At 70.5% G+C, this 16206-nt stretch carries 16 protein-coding genes and 1 pseudogene; 6 read left to right on the top strand and 11 right to left on the bottom strand.

Features of this window, described 5'->3' with window-relative positions; genetic code table 11:
• Nucleotides 1-68 precede the first annotated feature (68 nt).
• Nucleotides 69-1502: an MFS transporter gene (locus GA0070561_RS24600; protein ID WP_091405713.1), complete on the top strand. Its 1434-nt coding sequence runs from the start codon at nucleotides 69-71 to the stop codon at nucleotides 1500-1502.
• Nucleotides 1503-1780: 278 nt separating this feature from the next.
• Here the strand turns inward: GA0070561_RS24600 and GA0070561_RS24595 are convergent, their stop codons facing one another.
• The 5 genes from GA0070561_RS24595 to GA0070561_RS24575 form a co-directional block, all read right to left on the bottom strand.
• Nucleotides 1781-3454 (bottom strand): glycoside hydrolase family 13 protein, encoded by a 1674-nt coding sequence (locus GA0070561_RS24595; RefSeq protein WP_091405710.1) that lies wholly within the window; start codon nucleotides 3452-3454, stop codon nucleotides 1781-1783.
• Between the two features lie 30 nt (nucleotides 3455-3484).
• On the bottom strand, nucleotides 3485-4531 hold the full coding sequence (locus tag GA0070561_RS24590; protein WP_091405707.1) for a LacI family DNA-binding transcriptional regulator: 1047 nt from the start codon (nucleotides 4529-4531) through the stop codon (nucleotides 3485-3487).
• Nucleotides 4532-4599: 68 nt separating this feature from the next.
• A complete protein-coding gene (locus tag GA0070561_RS24585; RefSeq protein ID WP_091405704.1) occupies nucleotides 4600-5568 on the bottom strand; it encodes a carbohydrate ABC transporter permease in 969 nt (322 codons plus the stop codon).
• Between the two features lies 1 nt (nucleotide 5569).
• Nucleotides 5570-6616: a carbohydrate ABC transporter permease gene (locus GA0070561_RS24580; protein ID WP_091405699.1), complete on the bottom strand. Its 1047-nt coding sequence runs from the start codon at nucleotides 6614-6616 to the stop codon at nucleotides 5570-5572.
• A 70-nt stretch (nucleotides 6617-6686) separates the two neighbouring features.
• Nucleotides 6687-8033 carry an ABC transporter substrate-binding protein gene (locus tag GA0070561_RS24575; RefSeq protein WP_091405697.1) on the bottom strand — a complete coding sequence of 449 codons (1347 nt, stop codon included), beginning with the start codon at nucleotides 8031-8033 and terminating at the stop codon, nucleotides 6687-6689.
• 250 nt (nucleotides 8034-8283) lie between these two features.
• On the opposite strand from GA0070561_RS24575, the gene GA0070561_RS24570 reads away from it, so the two are divergent.
• Nucleotides 8284-9057: a M23 family metallopeptidase gene (locus GA0070561_RS24570; RefSeq protein ID WP_091405694.1), complete on the top strand. Its 774-nt coding sequence runs from the start codon at nucleotides 8284-8286 to the stop codon at nucleotides 9055-9057.
• Between the two features lie 51 nt (nucleotides 9058-9108).
• Here GA0070561_RS24570 and GA0070561_RS24565 read toward each other — a convergent pair whose 3' ends face one another.
• The 5 genes and pseudogenes from GA0070561_RS24565 to GA0070561_RS24550 form a co-directional block, all read right to left on the bottom strand.
• On the bottom strand, nucleotides 9109-9603 hold the full coding sequence (locus GA0070561_RS24565) for a TspO/MBR family protein (RefSeq protein ID WP_091405693.1): 495 nt from the start codon (nucleotides 9601-9603) through the stop codon (nucleotides 9109-9111).
• Between the two features lie 169 nt (nucleotides 9604-9772).
• Nucleotides 9773-9916, bottom strand: a complete 144-nt coding sequence (locus tag GA0070561_RS33745) for a GPGG-motif small membrane protein (protein ID WP_007464364.1) — start codon at nucleotides 9914-9916, stop codon at nucleotides 9773-9775.
• Nucleotides 9907-10683, bottom strand: a complete 777-nt coding sequence (locus GA0070561_RS24560; protein WP_091405690.1) for a metallophosphoesterase family protein — start codon at nucleotides 10681-10683, stop codon at nucleotides 9907-9909. The genes GA0070561_RS33745 and GA0070561_RS24560 overlap by 10 nt, the downstream gene beginning before the upstream one ends.
• Nucleotides 10684-10693: 10 nt before the next feature.
• Nucleotides 10694-10969 carry a hypothetical protein gene (locus GA0070561_RS24555; protein ID WP_091405686.1) on the bottom strand — a complete coding sequence of 92 codons (276 nt, stop codon included), beginning with the start codon at nucleotides 10967-10969 and terminating at the stop codon, nucleotides 10694-10696.
• Nucleotides 10966-11553: pseudogene (locus tag GA0070561_RS24550) on the bottom strand (nucleotidyltransferase family protein); the annotation flags it as partial. The pseudogene GA0070561_RS24550 and the gene GA0070561_RS24555, both read right to left, overlap by 4 nt.
• 179 nt (nucleotides 11554-11732) lie before the next feature.
• On the opposite strand from GA0070561_RS24550, the gene GA0070561_RS24545 reads away from it, so the two are divergent.
• Nucleotides 11733-12401 (top strand): dTMP kinase, encoded by a 669-nt coding sequence (locus GA0070561_RS24545; RefSeq protein ID WP_091405680.1) that lies wholly within the window; start codon nucleotides 11733-11735, stop codon nucleotides 12399-12401.
• Here the strand turns inward: GA0070561_RS24545 and GA0070561_RS24540 are convergent.
• Nucleotides 12386-13078 (bottom strand): SDR family NAD(P)-dependent oxidoreductase, encoded by a 693-nt coding sequence (locus GA0070561_RS24540; RefSeq protein ID WP_091406455.1) that lies wholly within the window; start codon nucleotides 13076-13078, stop codon nucleotides 12386-12388. The two genes, GA0070561_RS24545 and GA0070561_RS24540, sit on opposite strands and share 16 nt — an antisense overlap.
• Before the next feature lie 158 nt (nucleotides 13079-13236).
• Between GA0070561_RS24540 and GA0070561_RS24535 the strand changes: the two genes are divergently transcribed.
• From GA0070561_RS24535 to murQ, 3 genes are all read left to right on the top strand, one after another.
• Nucleotides 13237-14253 carry an NAD-dependent epimerase/dehydratase family protein gene (locus tag GA0070561_RS24535; protein ID WP_091406453.1) on the top strand — a complete coding sequence of 339 codons (1017 nt, stop codon included), beginning with the start codon at nucleotides 13237-13239 and terminating at the stop codon, nucleotides 14251-14253.
• Nucleotides 14254-14329: 76 nt separating this feature from the next.
• A complete protein-coding gene (locus GA0070561_RS24530) occupies nucleotides 14330-15244 on the top strand; it encodes a MurR/RpiR family transcriptional regulator (RefSeq protein WP_091405675.1) in 915 nt (304 codons plus the stop codon).
• Entirely contained in the window at nucleotides 15241-16182 is a 942-nt protein-coding gene (gene murQ / locus GA0070561_RS24525; protein WP_091405672.1) for an N-acetylmuramic acid 6-phosphate etherase, read from the top strand. The genes GA0070561_RS24530 and murQ overlap by 4 nt, the downstream gene beginning before the upstream one ends.
• Nucleotides 16183-16206: the final 24 nt, after the last annotated feature.

Raw genomic sequence — 16206 nt, 5'->3', positions numbered from 1 at the left:
CCGGTCGCCGTCGACCGGCACCCACCCGCGTGACGACCTCCTCTACGCGGTCTGGTTGGCTGCCGGTCATGACGGTGACCAGCGGCGGGCCCAGCCTGCGCCCGCACGGTCGAGGCGGTGGGCCGGCCCACCGGTTGTACAGCGTCGTGGTGTTCGTGCTGCTCGCCTCGCTGGACAACGTGGCGATCGGGCTGGTCCCCCCGCTGTACGGCCCGATCTCCGACGCGTTCGACGTGTCCGGTCGGCTGCTCGGCGTGGTCACCGCGGTCAGCTTCCTGGTCAGCGCGGTCGCGGCGGTCGGCTGGGCATACGTCGGGGACCACACCAACCGCAAACCGCTGCTCATGGTGGGCACGCTGCTCTGGGCGGCGGGCACCGGCGGGAGCGCGCTCGCCGGCGGCTACCTGACGTTCCTGGCCGCGCAACTGGTCGCGGCGGTCGGCCTCGGCGCGGTCGGTTCGGTGGGCTTCTCCGTGGTCACCGACCTGATCTCGCCGACCCGGCGTGGGCTGGTGATGAGCTTCTGGGGGCTCTCCCAGGGGGTCGGCACCCTCGCGGGCACGCTCGTCGGCGGGCTGCTCGGGGCTGCCGACTGGCGGCGGCCGTTCCTGCTGCTGACCGGTGTCGGCCTGGTCGCCACGCTGGCCTACCTGTTCACGTACGACGTCCGGCGTGGCCAGAGCGAGCCGGAACTGGCCGGCAGGTTGGACGCCGGCGCCGAGTACGACTACCGGATCAGCCGCGCCGACCTGCCGCGCATCCTGGCCCGGCGGACCAACCGGTGGCTGATCCTGCAGGGTCTGACCGCGCAGGCCGCGTTCGGCTCGCTGGTCTGGCTGCCGGTGCTCTTCGCCGAACGGGCCGAGGCCCAGGGCTACTCCACGTCGACAGCGGTGGTGGTGGGCAGCGTCTTCGCCACCCTGTTCCAGCTCGGTGGGGTGCTGTCCATCGTGGGCGGGCTGATCGGTGACGCCGTGCAACGGCGTACCCCACGAGGGCGGGCACTGGTCGCCTCGATCGGCATCCTCGCCGCACTGCCGTTCTACCTGGTGTTGTTCTTCGTTCCGGTGACCATCGACGTGCCGGACGGCGCGAGTGGCGGCGCGGTCGTCGGTGCGGTACTGGCCAGTGTGTTCACCGAGCCGTCGGTCGGGCTGAGCCTGCTCACCGCCATCGTGGCGCTCGCGTTGACGTCGGCGAACTCGCCGAACTGGTTCGCGTTGATCGCCGACGTCAACCCGCCGGAGCATCGGGGCACTGTCTACAGCCTGGGCAACCTGGTCAACGGGGTCGGTCGCGCGGCCGGCAACGGGCTGGTCGGGGTGGCCTTCCAGGCGCTGCGAGCGGCATTCCCGCCACCGCTGAACTTCGCCGTCGGGCTGGCCGCGTTCCAGCTCTTCTTCATCCCGACCGGTGTCATGTACTGGCTCGCCTCGCGAACCTCACCGGCGGACATCGACAACGTGCACGACCTGCTACACACCCGAGCCGACCGCCTCTGACGCCGCCGCGCTGCTCGCGCCCCGGCGCTGCTCGCGCCGCCCGCCCCTCAAGATCGCGCTACTTCCTGGTTCTAGTTGCCTTCCGGTGGGCCGAGGCCACTACATCCTGGAAACAGCGCGATCTTGAGGGGCGGGCGGCGCGGTGCGGGTGCCGTAGACGAGCGCGCGCAGGGCGCGGGGCGTGAATCGTTTACGACATCAGCTCCACAGCGAGGTGGTCCGCCCCAACCGGCCCGCCCGCTGGTACCGCTCGGCGGGGCGGGCCGGTCGGCGCGAGATCAGCCTCGCAGCCAGACGGTCACGTCGGCCGGGACCGCGCCGTCGTCGTCCAGGGGTGCGCTGGCGGCGAGCACCTCGGCGCCGGCCGGCAGCGGCACCGGGGCGGCACCGAAGTTGGTCAGCACGGTCAGCTCACCGTTGCGGAAGCTCAGCACCTCGTCGCCGGAGGACAACCACTCCAGGGTGCCGCGACCCAGCCCGTGGGCACGCCGCAACCGCAACGCCGCGCGGTACAGCTCGTACGTCGAACCGGGCACGTCGCGTTGGCGGTCCAGCGCGTACTCCGCCCAGAGCGCGGGCTGCGGCAACCAGCTCGCGTCGGTCGGCCCGAAGCCGTATGACGGCGCGTCGGCCTCCCACGGGATCGGCACCCGGCAGCCGTCCCGGCCGCGCTGGGTGTGCCCGCTGCGGACCCAGGTCGGGTCCTGTCGGGCCTCGTCGGGCAGGGTGGTGTGCTCGGGCAGCCCCAGCTCCTCACCCTGGTAGAGGTACGCCGAGCCGGGCAGCGCCAGCATCAGCAGGGTGGCCGCCCGGGCCCGGCGCAGACCGAGTGCGGCGTCCGGCTGCGGGTCGCCGATGCCGATGCCGTTGGGGCGTACGGTGCCGACCGGCAGGCCGAGCCGGGAGGCGTGCCGCACCACGTCGTGGTTGGACAGCACCCAGGTGGTCGGCGCGCCGACCGAGTCGGTCGCCTCCAACGATCGGGTGATCACCGCGTACTGGGCCGGTGCGCTCCACGCGGCGAGCAGGTACTCGAAGTTGAACGCCTGGTGCATCTCGTCCGGGCGGACGTAGCGGGCCAGCCGCTCGGCCGGTTCCACCCAGGCCTCGGCGACCAGCACCCGCTCGCCGGGGTAGCTGTCCAGCACCTGCCGCCACTGCCGGTAGATCTCGTGCACGCCTTCCTGGTCCCACATCGGCGGGCGGGGCTTGTCGATCTCGTTGCCGGAGAGGATCTCCTGCGGCTCCTGCCAGTCGGCCAGGTCGGCCTGCTTGATGAGACCGTGCGCCACGTCGACCCGGAAGCCGTCCACGCCGCGGTCCAGCCAGAAGCGCAGTACGTCCAGGAACTCCGCGTGCACCTCCGGGTTGTCCCAGTTGAGGTCGGGCTGCCCGGTGTCGAACAGGTGCAGGTACCACTGGCCGGGCTGTCCGTCGGCGTCGACCGTCCGGGTCCAGGCCGGACCACCGAAGACGCTCTGCCAGTCGTTCGGCGGCTGGTCGCCGGTCGGACCGCGGCCGTCCCGGAAGATGTACCGCGACCGTTCCGCGCTGCCGGGCGCGGCCGGCAGCGCGGCCTGGAACCAGCGATGCGCCGAGGAGGTGTGGTTCGGGACCAGGTCGACGATCACCCGCAGGTTGCGGGACCGGGCCTCGGCGATCAACTTGTCCGCGTCGGCGAGGGTGCCGAACAGCGGGTCGATGTCGCGGTAGTCGGCCACGTCGTAGCCGGCGTCGGCCTGCGGCGAGGGGTAGAAGGGAGAGAGCCACACCGCGTCCACGCCCAGCTCGACCAGGTGGTCCAGGCGGGCGGTGATGCCGGGCAGGTCACCGATTCCGTCCCCGTCCGAGTCGGCGAACGAGCGGGGGTAGATCTGGTAGATGGCGGCCTCCGTCCACCAGCCGGTGGCCGGGTGACCGGAAGGGGTCTGCTGCGTCGGGTCGGTGTTCAGGGTCGTCTCCCGTGTTGCGGTGTTTGGAATTCAGTGTGCCCGGGGCGGTGCGGTCGAGTCCCGGACCACCAACCGGGTGGGCAGGACCACCGGAGTGTCGCAACCGGCGCCCCGTTGACTGACGATGGGGCCCGGCGGTCGGGCCCCGAGCGGGTCGAGCAGCATCTGGGCGGCCAGCCGGCCCTGCTCGGCGGCGGGCTGGGCGACGGTGCTGAGCCCGAGCACACCGGCCAGGTCGTGGTCGTCGATGCCGACCACGCTGACGTCCTGCGGCACCCGCAGTCCGACGTCGCGCAGGGCGGTCATCGCGCCCATCGCCATCTCGTCGCAGGCGGCGACGATCGCGGTCGGTGGCTCGCCGCGGGCCAGCAGCTCGGCGGTGGCCCGGTTGCCGCCGTCGATGGTGAAGGTGGACTCGATGTCCAGGGTGGGGTCGGGTCGCAGGCCGGCGGAGCGCAGCGCCGCCTGGTAACCCCGACGTCGGTCGAGGTGGGTGGTGAAGGCCAACTCGTCGTCCGGGTCGCCGGAGATGTGGGCGATCCGGTGATGACCGAGGTCGATCAGATGCTTGGTGGCTACCCGCGCTGCCGCCACGTCGTCGATCCGTACGCACGGCCAGTTGGGCACCCTGCTGCCCGAGCTGATGGTGACGCCGGGCAGTTCCAGCGTGGCCAGCGCGGTCAGGTCGGCCGGACGCAGGGGCGTGGCGACCAGCATCATGGCGTCCACCCGCTTGTGCAGGTTCGCCGTACGCAGGACCCGCTGGCGGACCTGCTCCCGGCCGCCCAGGTTGTAGAGCAGCAGGTCGTAGCCGGACTGGTGGAGGTACTCCTCGACCGCCTCGACGACGGTGCTGAAGAACCAGCGGGTGATCCGGGGGACCACCACCGCTACCGTGCCGGTCCGGCCGCCGGCGAGCCGGGACGCGCTCGGTGAGACCTCGTAGTCGAGTTGCTCGGCGGCGGCGAGCACCCGACGTCGGGTGGCGGCCGAGACCGTCGGTAGTCCGCGCAGCGCCCGCGAGACGGTGGCCGTGGACACTCCGGCCAGCCGGGCCACATCATCGATCCTCGTCACGGTTTCCCCCGCTCGGTCCCGGAGCGTCCGCCGCCGCCCGAGGGGCCAGGCGGCGGCGGACGCGCGGGTCAGCCCTTGACGCTGCCGGCGAGCAGACCTCGCACGAAGAAGCGCTGGAGGGACAGGAACACGATGAGCGGTACGACGATGCTGACGAACGCACCTGCGGTCAGGCGCTGCCACTCGTTGCCCCGGGTGCCAGCCATCTCGGCGAGCCGGACGGTGAGCGGGGCGGTCTCGTCGCCGCCGCCCGCGAAGATCAGGGCGACCAGCAGGTCGTTCCAGACCCAGAGGAACTGGAAGATGCCGAACGCCGCCAGCGCCGGGGTGATCAGCGGCAGCACGATGGTGCGGAAGATCTTCGGGTGGGTGGCCCCGTCGACCCGGGCCGCCTCCATCAGGTCCCCCGGCAGTTGCGAGATGAAGTTGTGCAGCAGGAAGACGGCGAACGGAAGCGCGAAGCAGGTGTGGGCGAACCACACCTGGGCGAACTTCTGCTCGTCGACCAGGTCCCAGGCCGGCATCAGGGTGACGCCGCCGAGGGTGACGCCGGTGGAGAAGAACCTCAGCAGCGGCACCAGGGCCATCTGCAACGGCACGATCTGCAACGCGAAGATCGCGATGTAGACCCAGTCCCGGCCACGGAAGTTGATCCACGCCAGGGCGTACGCGGCGAGGCAGGCGAAGGCGAGCGGGAAGAGCACCGACGGGATGGTGATCGCCAGCGAGTTGATGAAGGACCCGGCGAGCTGTCCGGAGGACGACGACCGCCCGAACAGGACCTGCTGGTAGTTCTCGAAGGTGAACTGGGGGTTGGTGAAGGCCGTCCACCAGCCGGTGGTCTTGATCTCGTCCTCCGGTCGGAGGGAGGAGACGAGCAGGCCGAAGGTCGGGATGGTCCAGACCACCGCGATGACGATCGAGACGAGCGTCGCGGTGCGGCTGTTCAACCGCTTGCGGACCCGGCCGGCCGTGGTGGTCGGGGTGCCGTCGGTCTTCTGGGTGCCTACGGCGACGGTGGGCGTTGCGGTGGTCATCTCAGCCCTCCCGCTGCTGACGGAGGTTGCGGATCTGGTAGATCACGACCGGGATGACCAGGATGAAGAGGAACACCGCGAGCGCGGAACCCCGCCCGTTCTCGCTGTACCGGAACGCCTGGTTGTACATCTCGTTGGCGATCACGCTGGTGTCGTAGTTGCCGTTCGTCGAGGTCCGGACGATGTCGAAGACCTTGAGCGTGGCGATCGTGAGGGTCACCATCACGACGATCAGCGCCGGTCGGATGCTCGGCATGGTGATCTGCCAGAACATCTGCCACGGGCTGACGCCATCGAGCCGGGCGGCCTCGACGATGTCGCCGGGGATCGCCTTGATCGCGGCGGAGAGCACCACCATGGCGAAGCCGGCCTGGATCCAGACCATGATGACGATCAGCAGCAGCGTGTTCAGGGGCGATTCGAGCAGCCACTGCTTGGGCTCACCGCCCAGGCTGACCACGATCTGGTTGAGCAGACCGATCTGGTCGCCCTCACCCCGGTAGGCGTAGACGAACTTCCAGATGATGCTGGCGCCGACGAAGGAGATGGCCATCGGCAGGAAGATCAGTGACTTGGCCACCGCCTCGAACCGGGCCTTGTCCACAAGTACGGCGTAGATCAGGCCGAAGCCGGTCGCCACCAGCGGGACCAGGAGCACCCAGATCAGGGTGTTGATCAGGACCCGGACGATCGCGTCGTCGGAGAACATCCAGCCAAAGTTGTCCAAGCCCACCCACTCCGTGCTGGTCCTGTTCATCAGGGAGAGCAGCACGGTGCGGATGGCCGGCACGACCAGACCGATGGTGAGCAGTAACAGCGTCGGCAGCAGGAAGAAGAGCGCGAAGATCCCCTCCCGCTGCTTGGGCCGACGGGGCAGTGGAGCACCACTCGCCGAGGCGGCGACGAGCTGCGCCTCCCGTCGCCGGGCGAACCAGGCCGGCACCACGTCGAGCAGCAGCAGGAGACCACCCACCACCAGCACGAAGGCGACCAGCCCGTACATCAGCATGAGGAGCTTCGGCTGCTGATCGGCGAAGTCGAACTCCATCAACCCTCCCTTCCGGGTCCACCTCGGCCGGTGGCCCGGTCCGCGAACGCGGACCGGGCCACCGCCGGGATCACTTAGGCCAGCTGCTCTCGATGCCCTGGAGCACCGGGGCGGTCGCCTTGCCGTTCAGCCACTCGACCATGCCCTTCCAGAACGTTCCCGCGCCGACGGCGGCCGGCATCAGGTCGGATCCGTCGAAGCGGAAGGTGCCCGTCTTGTCCTGGAGGATCTGGACGGAGAGCTTGTCGATCGGGCTGGCCACGTTGGCGATGTCCAGCTTGTTGTTCGCCGTGACCCAGTTGCCGAGCTTCGCGCGGCTGTTCACGTACTCGGCGGAGACCAGGTAGGTCTGCACCGCCTGGACCTCGGGACGGTCGGCGTAGCCGACGACGAACTCGCCCGCGCCCAGCACCGGCTTGCCCTTGGCCGGGTCGATGGCCGGGAGGTAGAAGGCGAACGCGTCGCCGTCCTCGGCCACCTTGGTGCCCTCGGGGAACTGGTTGGCGTAGAACGACGCCTGTCGGTGCATCGCGCACTTGCCGGTGGTCACCGGCAGGCCCGCCTCCTGGAAGGCGGTGGTGGTGATGCTCTTGACGCCGCCGAAGCCGCCGTTCATGTACTTGTCGTTCTTGAGGATGCTGCCGGCGCGGTCAACCGCGTCGACGACCTTCGGGTCGTTGAACGGGATGGCGTGGGTGGTCCACTGGTCGTAGACCTCGGGGCCGCCCGTCCGCAGCAGCACGTCCTCGATCCAGTCGGTGGCCGGCCAGCCGGTGGCGTCACCGGACTCGACGCCCGCGCACCACGGCTTCATGCCACTGGCGGCGATCTTGTCGCTCAGGGCGATGAGCTGGTCCCAGGTGGTCGGAACCTCCCAGCCCTTCTCCTTGAACGTCTTCGGCGAGTACCAGACGAAGGACTTCACGTTGGCGCCGAGCGGAACGCCGTAGAGGGTCCCGTTCACGGTGCCGTACTTCAGCCAGTCGGCCGGCATGTTCTGCTCGGCGAGGGCCTTGGTGTCGGCGCTCAGGTTCTTCAGCTTGCCGGCGTCCGCGAATCGCTTCACCAGGCCCGGCTGCGGCACGAAGGCGATGTCGGGGGCGTTGCCGCCGTCGACCCGGACGGGGAGCTGCGCCTCGAACTCGCCGCTGCCCTCGTAGTCGATCTCGATGCCGGTGCACTCGGTGAACTGCGACCACGACCGCTCCAGCAGGTCGGCCTCGGCGTCACGGATGGACGCGTAGATGGAGACCTTCTTGCCGTCGTGGCCCTCGTACTTGTCGTATGCGGCGCACTCCGCGGAGCCCGCGTTGTTGCTCTTCTTGTCGTCGCCGGTGCCGCAGGCGGTGGCGCTGAGCGCCAGCCCGAGTACGCCGGCGATCACGAAGGCCTGGCGTGGTCTGGTAAAGACCGCCATGCCGTCCTCCTTCCTAGCCGGCGCGGTCGTGCTGGTGACCCGTCGCCGGTCCGATTGGGCGTGCACACATGTAAGCGCTTGCATCCGGCCCGGTCCACCCCCTGTCAGACACGAGCGAGTAACAATCCGGAAACCTGCGGGCTGCCTGGTGGGCGCGCTCCCGGGACAAGCTGGGGACTCTTTCGAAGATTGACGATATCTGTCAGGCTAGCCACCTCGGATCGAAGGTTTTCGACATAGGAGGAGCTGTATGCGAAAGCGGTGGATCAGCCTGCTGGTGACGGGTCTCTTCGTCGGGGGAGCTCTGGTGCCGGCGACCCCGGCCCTGGCCGCGCCGACCTTCAAGGTGCCGTTCCCGTGCGGCCAGTCCTGGTCCGGGCAGACCCGGTCGGACCACAGCCCGGCGTACGCCGTCGACTTCAACCGCACCGACGACCTCGGCGACCCGGTGGTCGCCAGCGCCCCCGGCACTGTCGACCGGGTGACCGACCTCGGCGGCACCAGCTACGGCAAATACGTCCGAATCAACCACGGCGGCGGTTACAGCACCTACTACGCGCACCTCAACGGCTTCAACGTCTCGGTCGGGCAGACGGTCGGGTACGGCAAGGTGCTCGGCTGGGTCGGCAGCACCGGCGGATCGACCGGCCCCCACCTGCACTACGAGCAGCGCCTCAACGGGGCCGACATCCAGGTTCGGTTCAACGGCACCCTCGCCCTGTACTGGGGCACCAAGAGCTACACCAGTAACAACGGGTGCTCTTCGGGCAGCGGCAACGGCACTGTCGACACCGCTGGCACCCCGCTGACGGTCCGCTCCGGCCCCGGCACCGGGTACGCCTCGGTGGGCACCGTCGCCGACGGCACCCGGGTGACCATCGCCTGTCAGACCAGCGGCACCACTGTCACCGGCACCTTCGGCACCAGCTCGATCTGGGACCGGATCGGCTCCGGCCGCTACATCGCGGACGCGTACGTGTACACCGGCTCCGACGGATACATCCCCGGCGTGCCCCGCTGCTGACCCGGTGACGGCCACGGTCCCCGGCGGAAACCGCCGCCGGGGACCGTGCGGTCAGTTGTTCAGCTGCCAGATCGACAGGTTCAGCGCGGCGGCGAAGGTGACCCAGGCCCAGTACGGCAGCATCAGCGCCGCCGCCACCCGGGACACCCGGGCGAAGAGCACCACTGTCAGACCGATCGCCAGCCACATCAGCACGATCTCGGCGAACGCCAGCCCGTACTGCCCCGCGCCGAAGAACAGCGGGGTCCAGATCGCGTTGAGCACCAGTTGGGCGGTCCACGCCCAGAGGGCGGGGGAGAAGCCGACCCGGCGCCAGACCAGCCAGCCGGCCACCGCGATCAGCGCGTAGAGCAGCGACCAGACCGGGCCGAACAGCCACGAGGGCGGGGCCCAACCGGGCTGCCGCAGGTTCGCGTACTCCGCGGTGGTGCCCTGCACGCCCAGCCCGCCGATCGCGGCGGCGACGAACACCGCCGCCGCGAAGCCGGCGAGGGCCCCCCACGCTCGCCGCCCGGTGGTCGCCGGCGCGTCCCGAGATATCTCCATGGTCGAGATATTTCCTCTCGGGGTCGGCTCAAACCGTCGAGCGGGAGGGCGGTCGGGGGCCGGACGACACGAAAAAGCGCCGGGATCGCCACGGCCGGTGCTTCTGTCGGGAGGACGAAGCTCCGGTCGCGGCGACCCCGGCGGGTCCCGGTTTTAAGGAGTGCGAGCGCTAATTGAAGATGCTGACACCACCCGGGCCGACCAACAGCCCGACAACGATGAGGACGATGCCCCACAGGATCTGCCGGCGGAACAGCGCGAGGATGCCGGCGACCACGAGTACGACTGCGAGAATCCAGAGAATCAGCTCCATGACCTCTGACTACCCGACTGGCCGATCGGGGAAACCTGGTCGGTGTCGAGTTGATCGCCAACGTGAAAGACGCTGTACGCCTGCTTGATCACCGGGTGCGCGACGTTGCGGACGCGTACCCCGCCGGGGGTCGTGCCGCGCTCGGTGCCGGCGTGCGCGTGCCCGTGCACGGCCAGCGCCGTGGGCGCCGAGTCGATCGCCTGCCCCAACTGGTACGACCCCAGGAACGGGTAGATCTCCAACGGCTCGCCGGCCAGCGTGTCCGGCACGGGCGAGTAGTGCGTGAGCGCGACCAGCATGTCGCAGTCCAGTGAGCGCAGCGCCGCACCGAGACGGTCCGCGCTGTCGGTGGTGGTCCGCACGAAGGCCTTCATCTCCGGCTCGCCGAAGTCACTGGCGCACCGCCCGGCGAACCCGCCGCCGAAGCCCTTGACGCCGGCGATGCCGAGCCGGCCACCAGCGCAGTCCAGCACGACGCCGTTGCCCTCCAGGACTGTGATGCCCGCGTCCTCCAGCACCTTGACCACCTGTGGCACCTGGTCACACTGGTGGTCGTGGTTGCCCAGCACGGTCACCACCGGTACGGCCAACCCGCCGAACTCCTCTGCCACGCAGCGCGCCTCGGCCTCGGTGCCGTGCCGGGTCAGGTCCCCGGCCAGCAGCAGCACATCGGCGCACTCCGGCAGCTCCTCCAGCGCCGGTCGGAACCGGCCGACCACGTCCTCGTCCAGATGCACGTCGCCCACAGCGGCAATCCGGATCACCATGGAACCTCCCTCAGGGCAGTTGCTCGATCTCCGTGGGCGCCTGGGCGCGGATCACCCCGATGTCGCTGGTGATCGGCACGTCCGGGAAGCGCTCGGACACCCGACGCAGGATCTCCTCCCGCCGGTGCGGACTCTCCACCTCGCCGTAGAGCACGAGGGCGCGTTCCCGTCGAACCACTGTGATCCCCTGTTCGGCGACGGCGGGGTCCTCGACGAGCAACCGTTGGATCTCCGCCTCGACGTACTCGTCCGGTGGCCCGGCGCCGATGTCGCGATGGTGGGTCACGATGTCCCCTCTCCTGGCTGGGTGCCGGCGGCCGGCACCACCTCCAGCCGGTCCAGCAGCACCAGGAACGCCTCGGCGTACGGCGAGTGCTGCGTCTCCTTGCGTACCCGTTCCCAGTCGATCTGCTCCCGCAGCGAGCGGGCCAACGGCAGACCACGGGCGAAGTCGCAGTAGTGCTGGGAGAAGCTGAGCAGTTTGTGCACCATCAGCTGGGTCGCGGACAGCACCGGCATGTGAATCGCGTCCACCGGTCGGATGACCGTGTCGGCGAACGTCTCCTCGGTCACCGGCGTCTCGATCGGCCGGTGGATCAGGTCCACCATCCGGCCGTCGTCGAAGACCTTCACCAGCCAGTCCTCCGGTGGACGCTCGGCGACGAAGCCGGCGGCCACCAGTGCCTCCAGTGCCTCTTCCACGTCGGCCTCCCGGATCAGGAAGTCGACGTCGTGATCACTGGAGTGGCCCCCGTGGGCGTAGACGGCGAAGCTGCCGCCCAGGGCGAACGGAATCTCGGACTGCTTGAGCACGGCGGCGACCTTCTTGAGGGTGTGCACAAGACTCTCGTCTCCGCGCTCAGCCATCTGGTTCCTCCGTCGTCGTGTTGGTGGACCGGCGGTTGGATTTCAAACTCCGGTACCCGGCATTCCGGTCGTCCACACCTGCTGGTGTCTCGGTCGGGCGTCAACAGGGATGAAGCACCACAAACCTCGCGGACCAGGTGCGTGGGTCGGATAACCTGTGGAGAGTGGCCAGATCATCGGGGATGCGACGACGCAAGGCCCGATTGCGCACCGTCGCCCTGATCGGGATCGACGGTTCGGGCAAGACCACACAGGCACACCGGCTGGCCGACGCACTGACCGCCGCCGGACGCCCCGCCACCTACCGCCGCAACGCGAGTGGCCGCCGCTGGCTCGGCCGGCTCGCCCAACGCCTCGGCCGGCCGGACGCGCAACGGCTCGTCGGTCGCGACGGCGTGCTGGCCGTGGAGTCGGTGCTGCGCTGGCTGGCCATCGCCATCGCCCTGCTCAGCTGTCTGCTCACCGGCCGGACGGCGGTGATGGACCGCTACTCGGCCTGCCAGTACGCGAGCATCCGGGCGCACGGCGGGCAGCGCTGGGAGCGGCTCGCCCGGGCCGGCTACCGGCTGTTCCCGACGCCGCAGGTGACCTTCCTGCTCGCCGTCGACCCGGCGGAGGCGTACCGGCGCATCGAGGAACGCGGCACCGACCACGAGACGATGGGGTGGCTGACCGCCGCCGACACCGCCTACCGGGCACTGCCCGAGTACCCCAGCTTCGTGCTGGTGGACGCGGGCCGCACGGCCGAGGAGGTGACCGAGCAGATTCAGGCGCACCTGGAGACCTGGCTACCGCCGTCCGCCTCCGGCGGAGAGGACGTCGGCCGGGTGGTGGCTCAGGCCCGCCCGTAGACCGGCACGGTGGCGCCACTGGTCGGGGCCGAATCGGCCGACGCGAGGAACCGGATCACCGGCGCGATCTCGGCCGGGGTCACCCAGCGGGAATGGTCGGCGTCGGGCTGGGCCGCCCGGTTCGCCGGTGTGTCGATGACGCTGGGCAGCACTGTGTTGCAGCGCACGTGCTGCGACCGGTACTCCACAGCGACCGCGTTGGCGAAGGCCAGAACCGCCGCCTTGGCCGTCGAGTAGCCGGCCGCGCCGCGAAACGGGGTGACCGCCGCGCGGGCCGAGACGCAGACCACCGCGCCGCCGCCGGACGCCACCAGGTGCGGGAGCGCGGCCTGGGTGACCAGGTAGGTCGGCCGCAGGTTGACGGTGAGCATCCGCTCGAACTCCTCGACCGGGGTCTCGTGCACCAACCCGCCGCTGGCGTACCCCCCGACGAGGTTGACCACCGCGCGCAGCGGCGCCGCCGGTTCGCCGGCCGCGGCCTCGACCGCCTGCGCCGCGCCCGCCGGCTCGCCCAGGTCCGCGACCACCCGGACCAGTCCGGCCGCCGCCGGCTCCGACCCGGGCCGGGCTTTCCGCTCCGGTACGACCACCCGCCAGCCCGCCTCGACGAACGCGGTGACGACAGCCCCGCCGAGCCCACCGGAACCCCCGGTCACCAACACGCTGCGCTCTCCCATGAACCCCACGCTAGTGCCCCCAGCCCTCATCCAACGCCCCGTCGATCATGAAGTTGTTGCCGTGACACGCCGAGTCGAGTGGCAACAACGTCATGATCGCGGTCTGCCGTGGGCAGAGCGGCTGGCCGAATCGACCCGCGACGGCGCAGGATCGGCGGATGCGGATCCTCATTCTCGGTGGCACGCGGTTCCTCGGCCGGGCGACGGCACGGCTCGCCGTCGAACAGGGGCACGAGGTGACCTGTGCGGCCCGTGGCGTGTCCGGGGCGGTGCCGGCCGGGGCGCGATTCATCGCGGCCGACCGCGATGACCCCGAGTCGCTGGTCCCGCTCGCCGCCGCGGGCTTCGACGCCGTGGTCGACGTGACCCGCCAGATCAGCCACGCCCGGCACGCGCTGGCCGCGCTCGCCGACCACGTCGGCCACTGGTCGTTCGTGTCGACGATCTCGGTGTACGCGGACCACGCCACCCCGGGCCAGACCGCTGCGGACGCGCCGATCCTGGCGCCGGCCCCGCCGGACGTGGACGGTCCGGTCGGACCGGACCACCGCTGGTACGGCGAGTGCAAGGTGAGCATCGAGGAGTTGGTCCGGGAGCGGATGGGCGTGGACCGTTCGTTCATCTGCCGGGCGGGGCTGATCGTCGGCGCGGAGGATCCGAGCGATCGTTTCCCGTACTGGGTGCGGCGGCTGTCGGCCGGTGGCGAGGTGCTGGCCCCCGGGCATCCGACCGATCGGGTGCAGTTCGTGGACGTCGCCGATCTGGCCGGTTGGCTGTTGCACGCCGCCAGCACCCGCCTCGGCGGCACGTACGACGGCACCGGTCCGGCGATGTCCAGGGCCGAGATGTTGGCCGGGGTGGCCGCCGGGCTGGGCATCGCCGATCCGGCCCTCACCTGGGTCGACCAGGAGTTCCTGCTGTCGCACGACGTGCGCGAGTGGTCGGGGGAGCGGGCGCTGCCGCTCTGGGTGCGGCTGCCGGAGACCGCCGGCCTGATGGACCGGGACGTCCGGCCGGCCCTGGACGCCGGTCTGACGATCCGTCCGCTGGCCGATACCGTTCGGGCGACCGCGTCCTGGATGACCGCGCACCCGGCAGCCGTCCGGCAGGGTGGACTCGACCCGGCGGATGAGGCGGCGATCCTGGGAAAGTGGCAGGCTGTGCGGGACCGGTGATCCCGGCGATCGAAGTTTCCCCCCACCTCGGACAGTCATAGTTGACGCTCACGCCTGCTGAAAGTAAGTTTCATCCGTGGCGAAGAGTGCGAAGATTTCTGCGAGTCACGAGCCCGGTGGGCTGATCGTCCACATCAGCGGGCTGTTGCCATCGCTGTCGCCCGCCGAGCAGCGGGTCGCCCGGCTGGTGGTCTCCGACCCGGCGGCCGCCGCCCGTCGGACAATCACCGACCTCGCCACCGCAGCCGAGACATCCGAGGCGACAGTCATCCGGTTCTGCCGTTCGGTGGGCATGGACGGCTACCCCCAACTGCGCATCCGCCTCGCCGCCGAGGCCGCCCGCCGGATCGAGCCACCGGACGCCCGAGTGGTCGGCGGTGACATCCCGCCTGGCGCCGACCTCGCCCAGATCATCGCCACCATCGCGTTCAACGACGCCCGCGCCGTCGAGGAGACCGCCGAGCAACTCGACCCCGCCGTCTGCGAGCAGGTGGTCGAGGCGATCAGCGGTGCCGGTCGGATCGACATCTACGGCGCCGGCGCCAGCGGGTTCGTCGCCTCGGACTTCCAGCAAAAGCTGCACCGCATCGGCCGGATCGCCTTCTACTTCCCGGACGTGCACACCGCGCTCACCTCGGCCGCCCTCCTGGGCCGGGGAGACGTGGCGATCGGCATCTCGCACACCGGCACCACCTCCGACGTGATCGAGGTGCTGGAGCAGGCCCGTACCCGTGGTGCCGCGACAGTGGCGCTGACCAACTTCCCGCGCTCGCCGATCACCGACGTGGCGGACTTCGTGTTGACCACGGCGGCCCGGGAGACCACCTACCGCTCCGGCGCGACGGCCAGCCGGCTGGCCCAGCTCACAGTGGTCGACTGCCTCTTCGTCGGGGTGGCCGCCCGCAACCGGGCCCGGGCCCGCAAGGCCCTGGAGGCGACCGCCGAGGCGGTCCAGTCGCACCGGGTGGGTGCCAACCGGAGGCGGGCATGACGGCCGGTGCGGAGATGCCCGCACGGCCCGCTCGCCCCACGGTCCGGGTGGGTGCCCCCACCGAACGGCGTAACCCGCTCAGCGTCGACCTCGACCTGATGTCGACCCGGGACGTGCTCACCGTGATCAACGAGGCGGACCGGCGGGTGCCCGCGGCGGTCGCCGCGGTGCTCGACGAGATCGCCACCACCGTCGACCTGGCGGTCGCGGCGCTTCGCGGCGGTCACCGGGTGCACTACTTCGGGGCCGGCACCTCGGGCCGGCTGGGCGTGCTCGACGCGGCCGAACTGGCCCCCACCTTCAACTCGCCCCGACACTGGTTCTGCGCGCACCTCGCGGGAGGCCCGGACGCCATGTGGCGGGCCGTCGAGGACGCCGAGGACGACGACCGGGGCGGCGCGGTCGAAGCGGCCAGTTGTGTACGGGCCGGGGACCTGGTGGTTGGTCTGGCGGCCAGCGGACGCACCCCGTACGTCCTCGGGGCGCTCGCCTCGGCCCACGCCAAGGGCGCCTCGACGGTGCTGCTCTGCGCCAATCCGGAGGCGGAGGCCGCCCGGTCGGTCGACGTGTTCATCGGGGTGGACACCGGACCCGAGGTGGTCACCGGGTCGACCCGGATGAAGGCGGGCACAGCGCAGAAGTTGGTGCTCAACACGTTCTCGACCGCCGTCATGGTGCGCCTGGGGCGGGTCTACTCGAACCTCATGATCGATATGGTGGCCACCAACGCGAAACTTCGCGGACGAATGATCTCGATTCTGGTCGAGGCCACCGGTTGCTCGGAGGAACTCTGCCGGCAGGCCCTCACCGAGGCGGACGGGGACCTGAAGACGGCGCTCGTCGCCCTCGTCTCGGGCGCCGAGATCGACGCCGCCCGGGCCGCGCTGGCCCGCTCGGCCGATCAGGTGCGCGGCGCCCTCGCCCTGCTCGCCTCCTAGCCCACCCGCCCCGGGAAGCGAACC

Origin of the sequence: Micromonospora saelicesensis (assembly GCF_900091575.1) — a bacterium.
GTDB lineage: Bacteria > Actinomycetota > Actinomycetes > Mycobacteriales > Micromonosporaceae > Micromonospora > Micromonospora saelicesensis.
The sequence above is the reverse complement of the archived record's forward strand: the minus strand, read 5'-3'. Positions and strand labels throughout refer to the sequence as shown.

Bases quoted from the DNA above. Each gene is read 5' to 3' on its own strand.
- GA0070561_RS24600 (WP_091405713.1), top strand. From the start codon at position 69: ATGACGGTGACCAGCGGCGGGCCCAGCCTGCGCCCGCACGGTCGAGGC.
- GA0070561_RS24585 (WP_091405704.1), bottom strand. From the start codon at position 5,568: ATGACCACCGCAACGCCCACCGTCGCCGTAGGCACCCAGAAGACCGAC.
- GA0070561_RS24580 (WP_091405699.1), bottom strand. From the start codon at position 6,616: ATGGAGTTCGACTTCGCCGATCAGCAGCCGAAGCTCCTCATGCTGATG.
- GA0070561_RS24575 (WP_091405697.1), bottom strand. From the start codon at position 8,033: ATGGCGGTCTTTACCAGACCACGCCAGGCCTTCGTGATCGCCGGCGTA.
- GA0070561_RS24570 (WP_091405694.1), top strand. From the start codon at position 8,284: ATGCGAAAGCGGTGGATCAGCCTGCTGGTGACGGGTCTCTTCGTCGGG.
- GA0070561_RS24565 (WP_091405693.1), bottom strand. From the start codon at position 9,603: ATGGAGATATCTCGGGACGCGCCGGCGACCACCGGGCGGCGAGCGTGG.
- GA0070561_RS33745 (WP_007464364.1), bottom strand. From the start codon at position 9,916: ATGGAGCTGATTCTCTGGATTCTCGCAGTCGTACTCGTGGTCGCCGGC.
- GA0070561_RS24560 (WP_091405690.1), bottom strand. From the start codon at position 10,683: ATGGTGATCCGGATTGCCGCTGTGGGCGACGTGCATCTGGACGAGGAC.
- GA0070561_RS24545 (WP_091405680.1), top strand. From the start codon at position 11,733: ATGCGACGACGCAAGGCCCGATTGCGCACCGTCGCCCTGATCGGGATC.
- GA0070561_RS24540 (WP_091406455.1), bottom strand. From the start codon at position 13,078: ATGGGAGAGCGCAGCGTGTTGGTGACCGGGGGTTCCGGTGGGCTCGGC.
- GA0070561_RS24535 (WP_091406453.1), top strand. From the start codon at position 13,237: ATGCGGATCCTCATTCTCGGTGGCACGCGGTTCCTCGGCCGGGCGACG.
- murQ (WP_091405672.1), top strand. From the start codon at position 15,241: ATGACGGCCGGTGCGGAGATGCCCGCACGGCCCGCTCGCCCCACGGTC.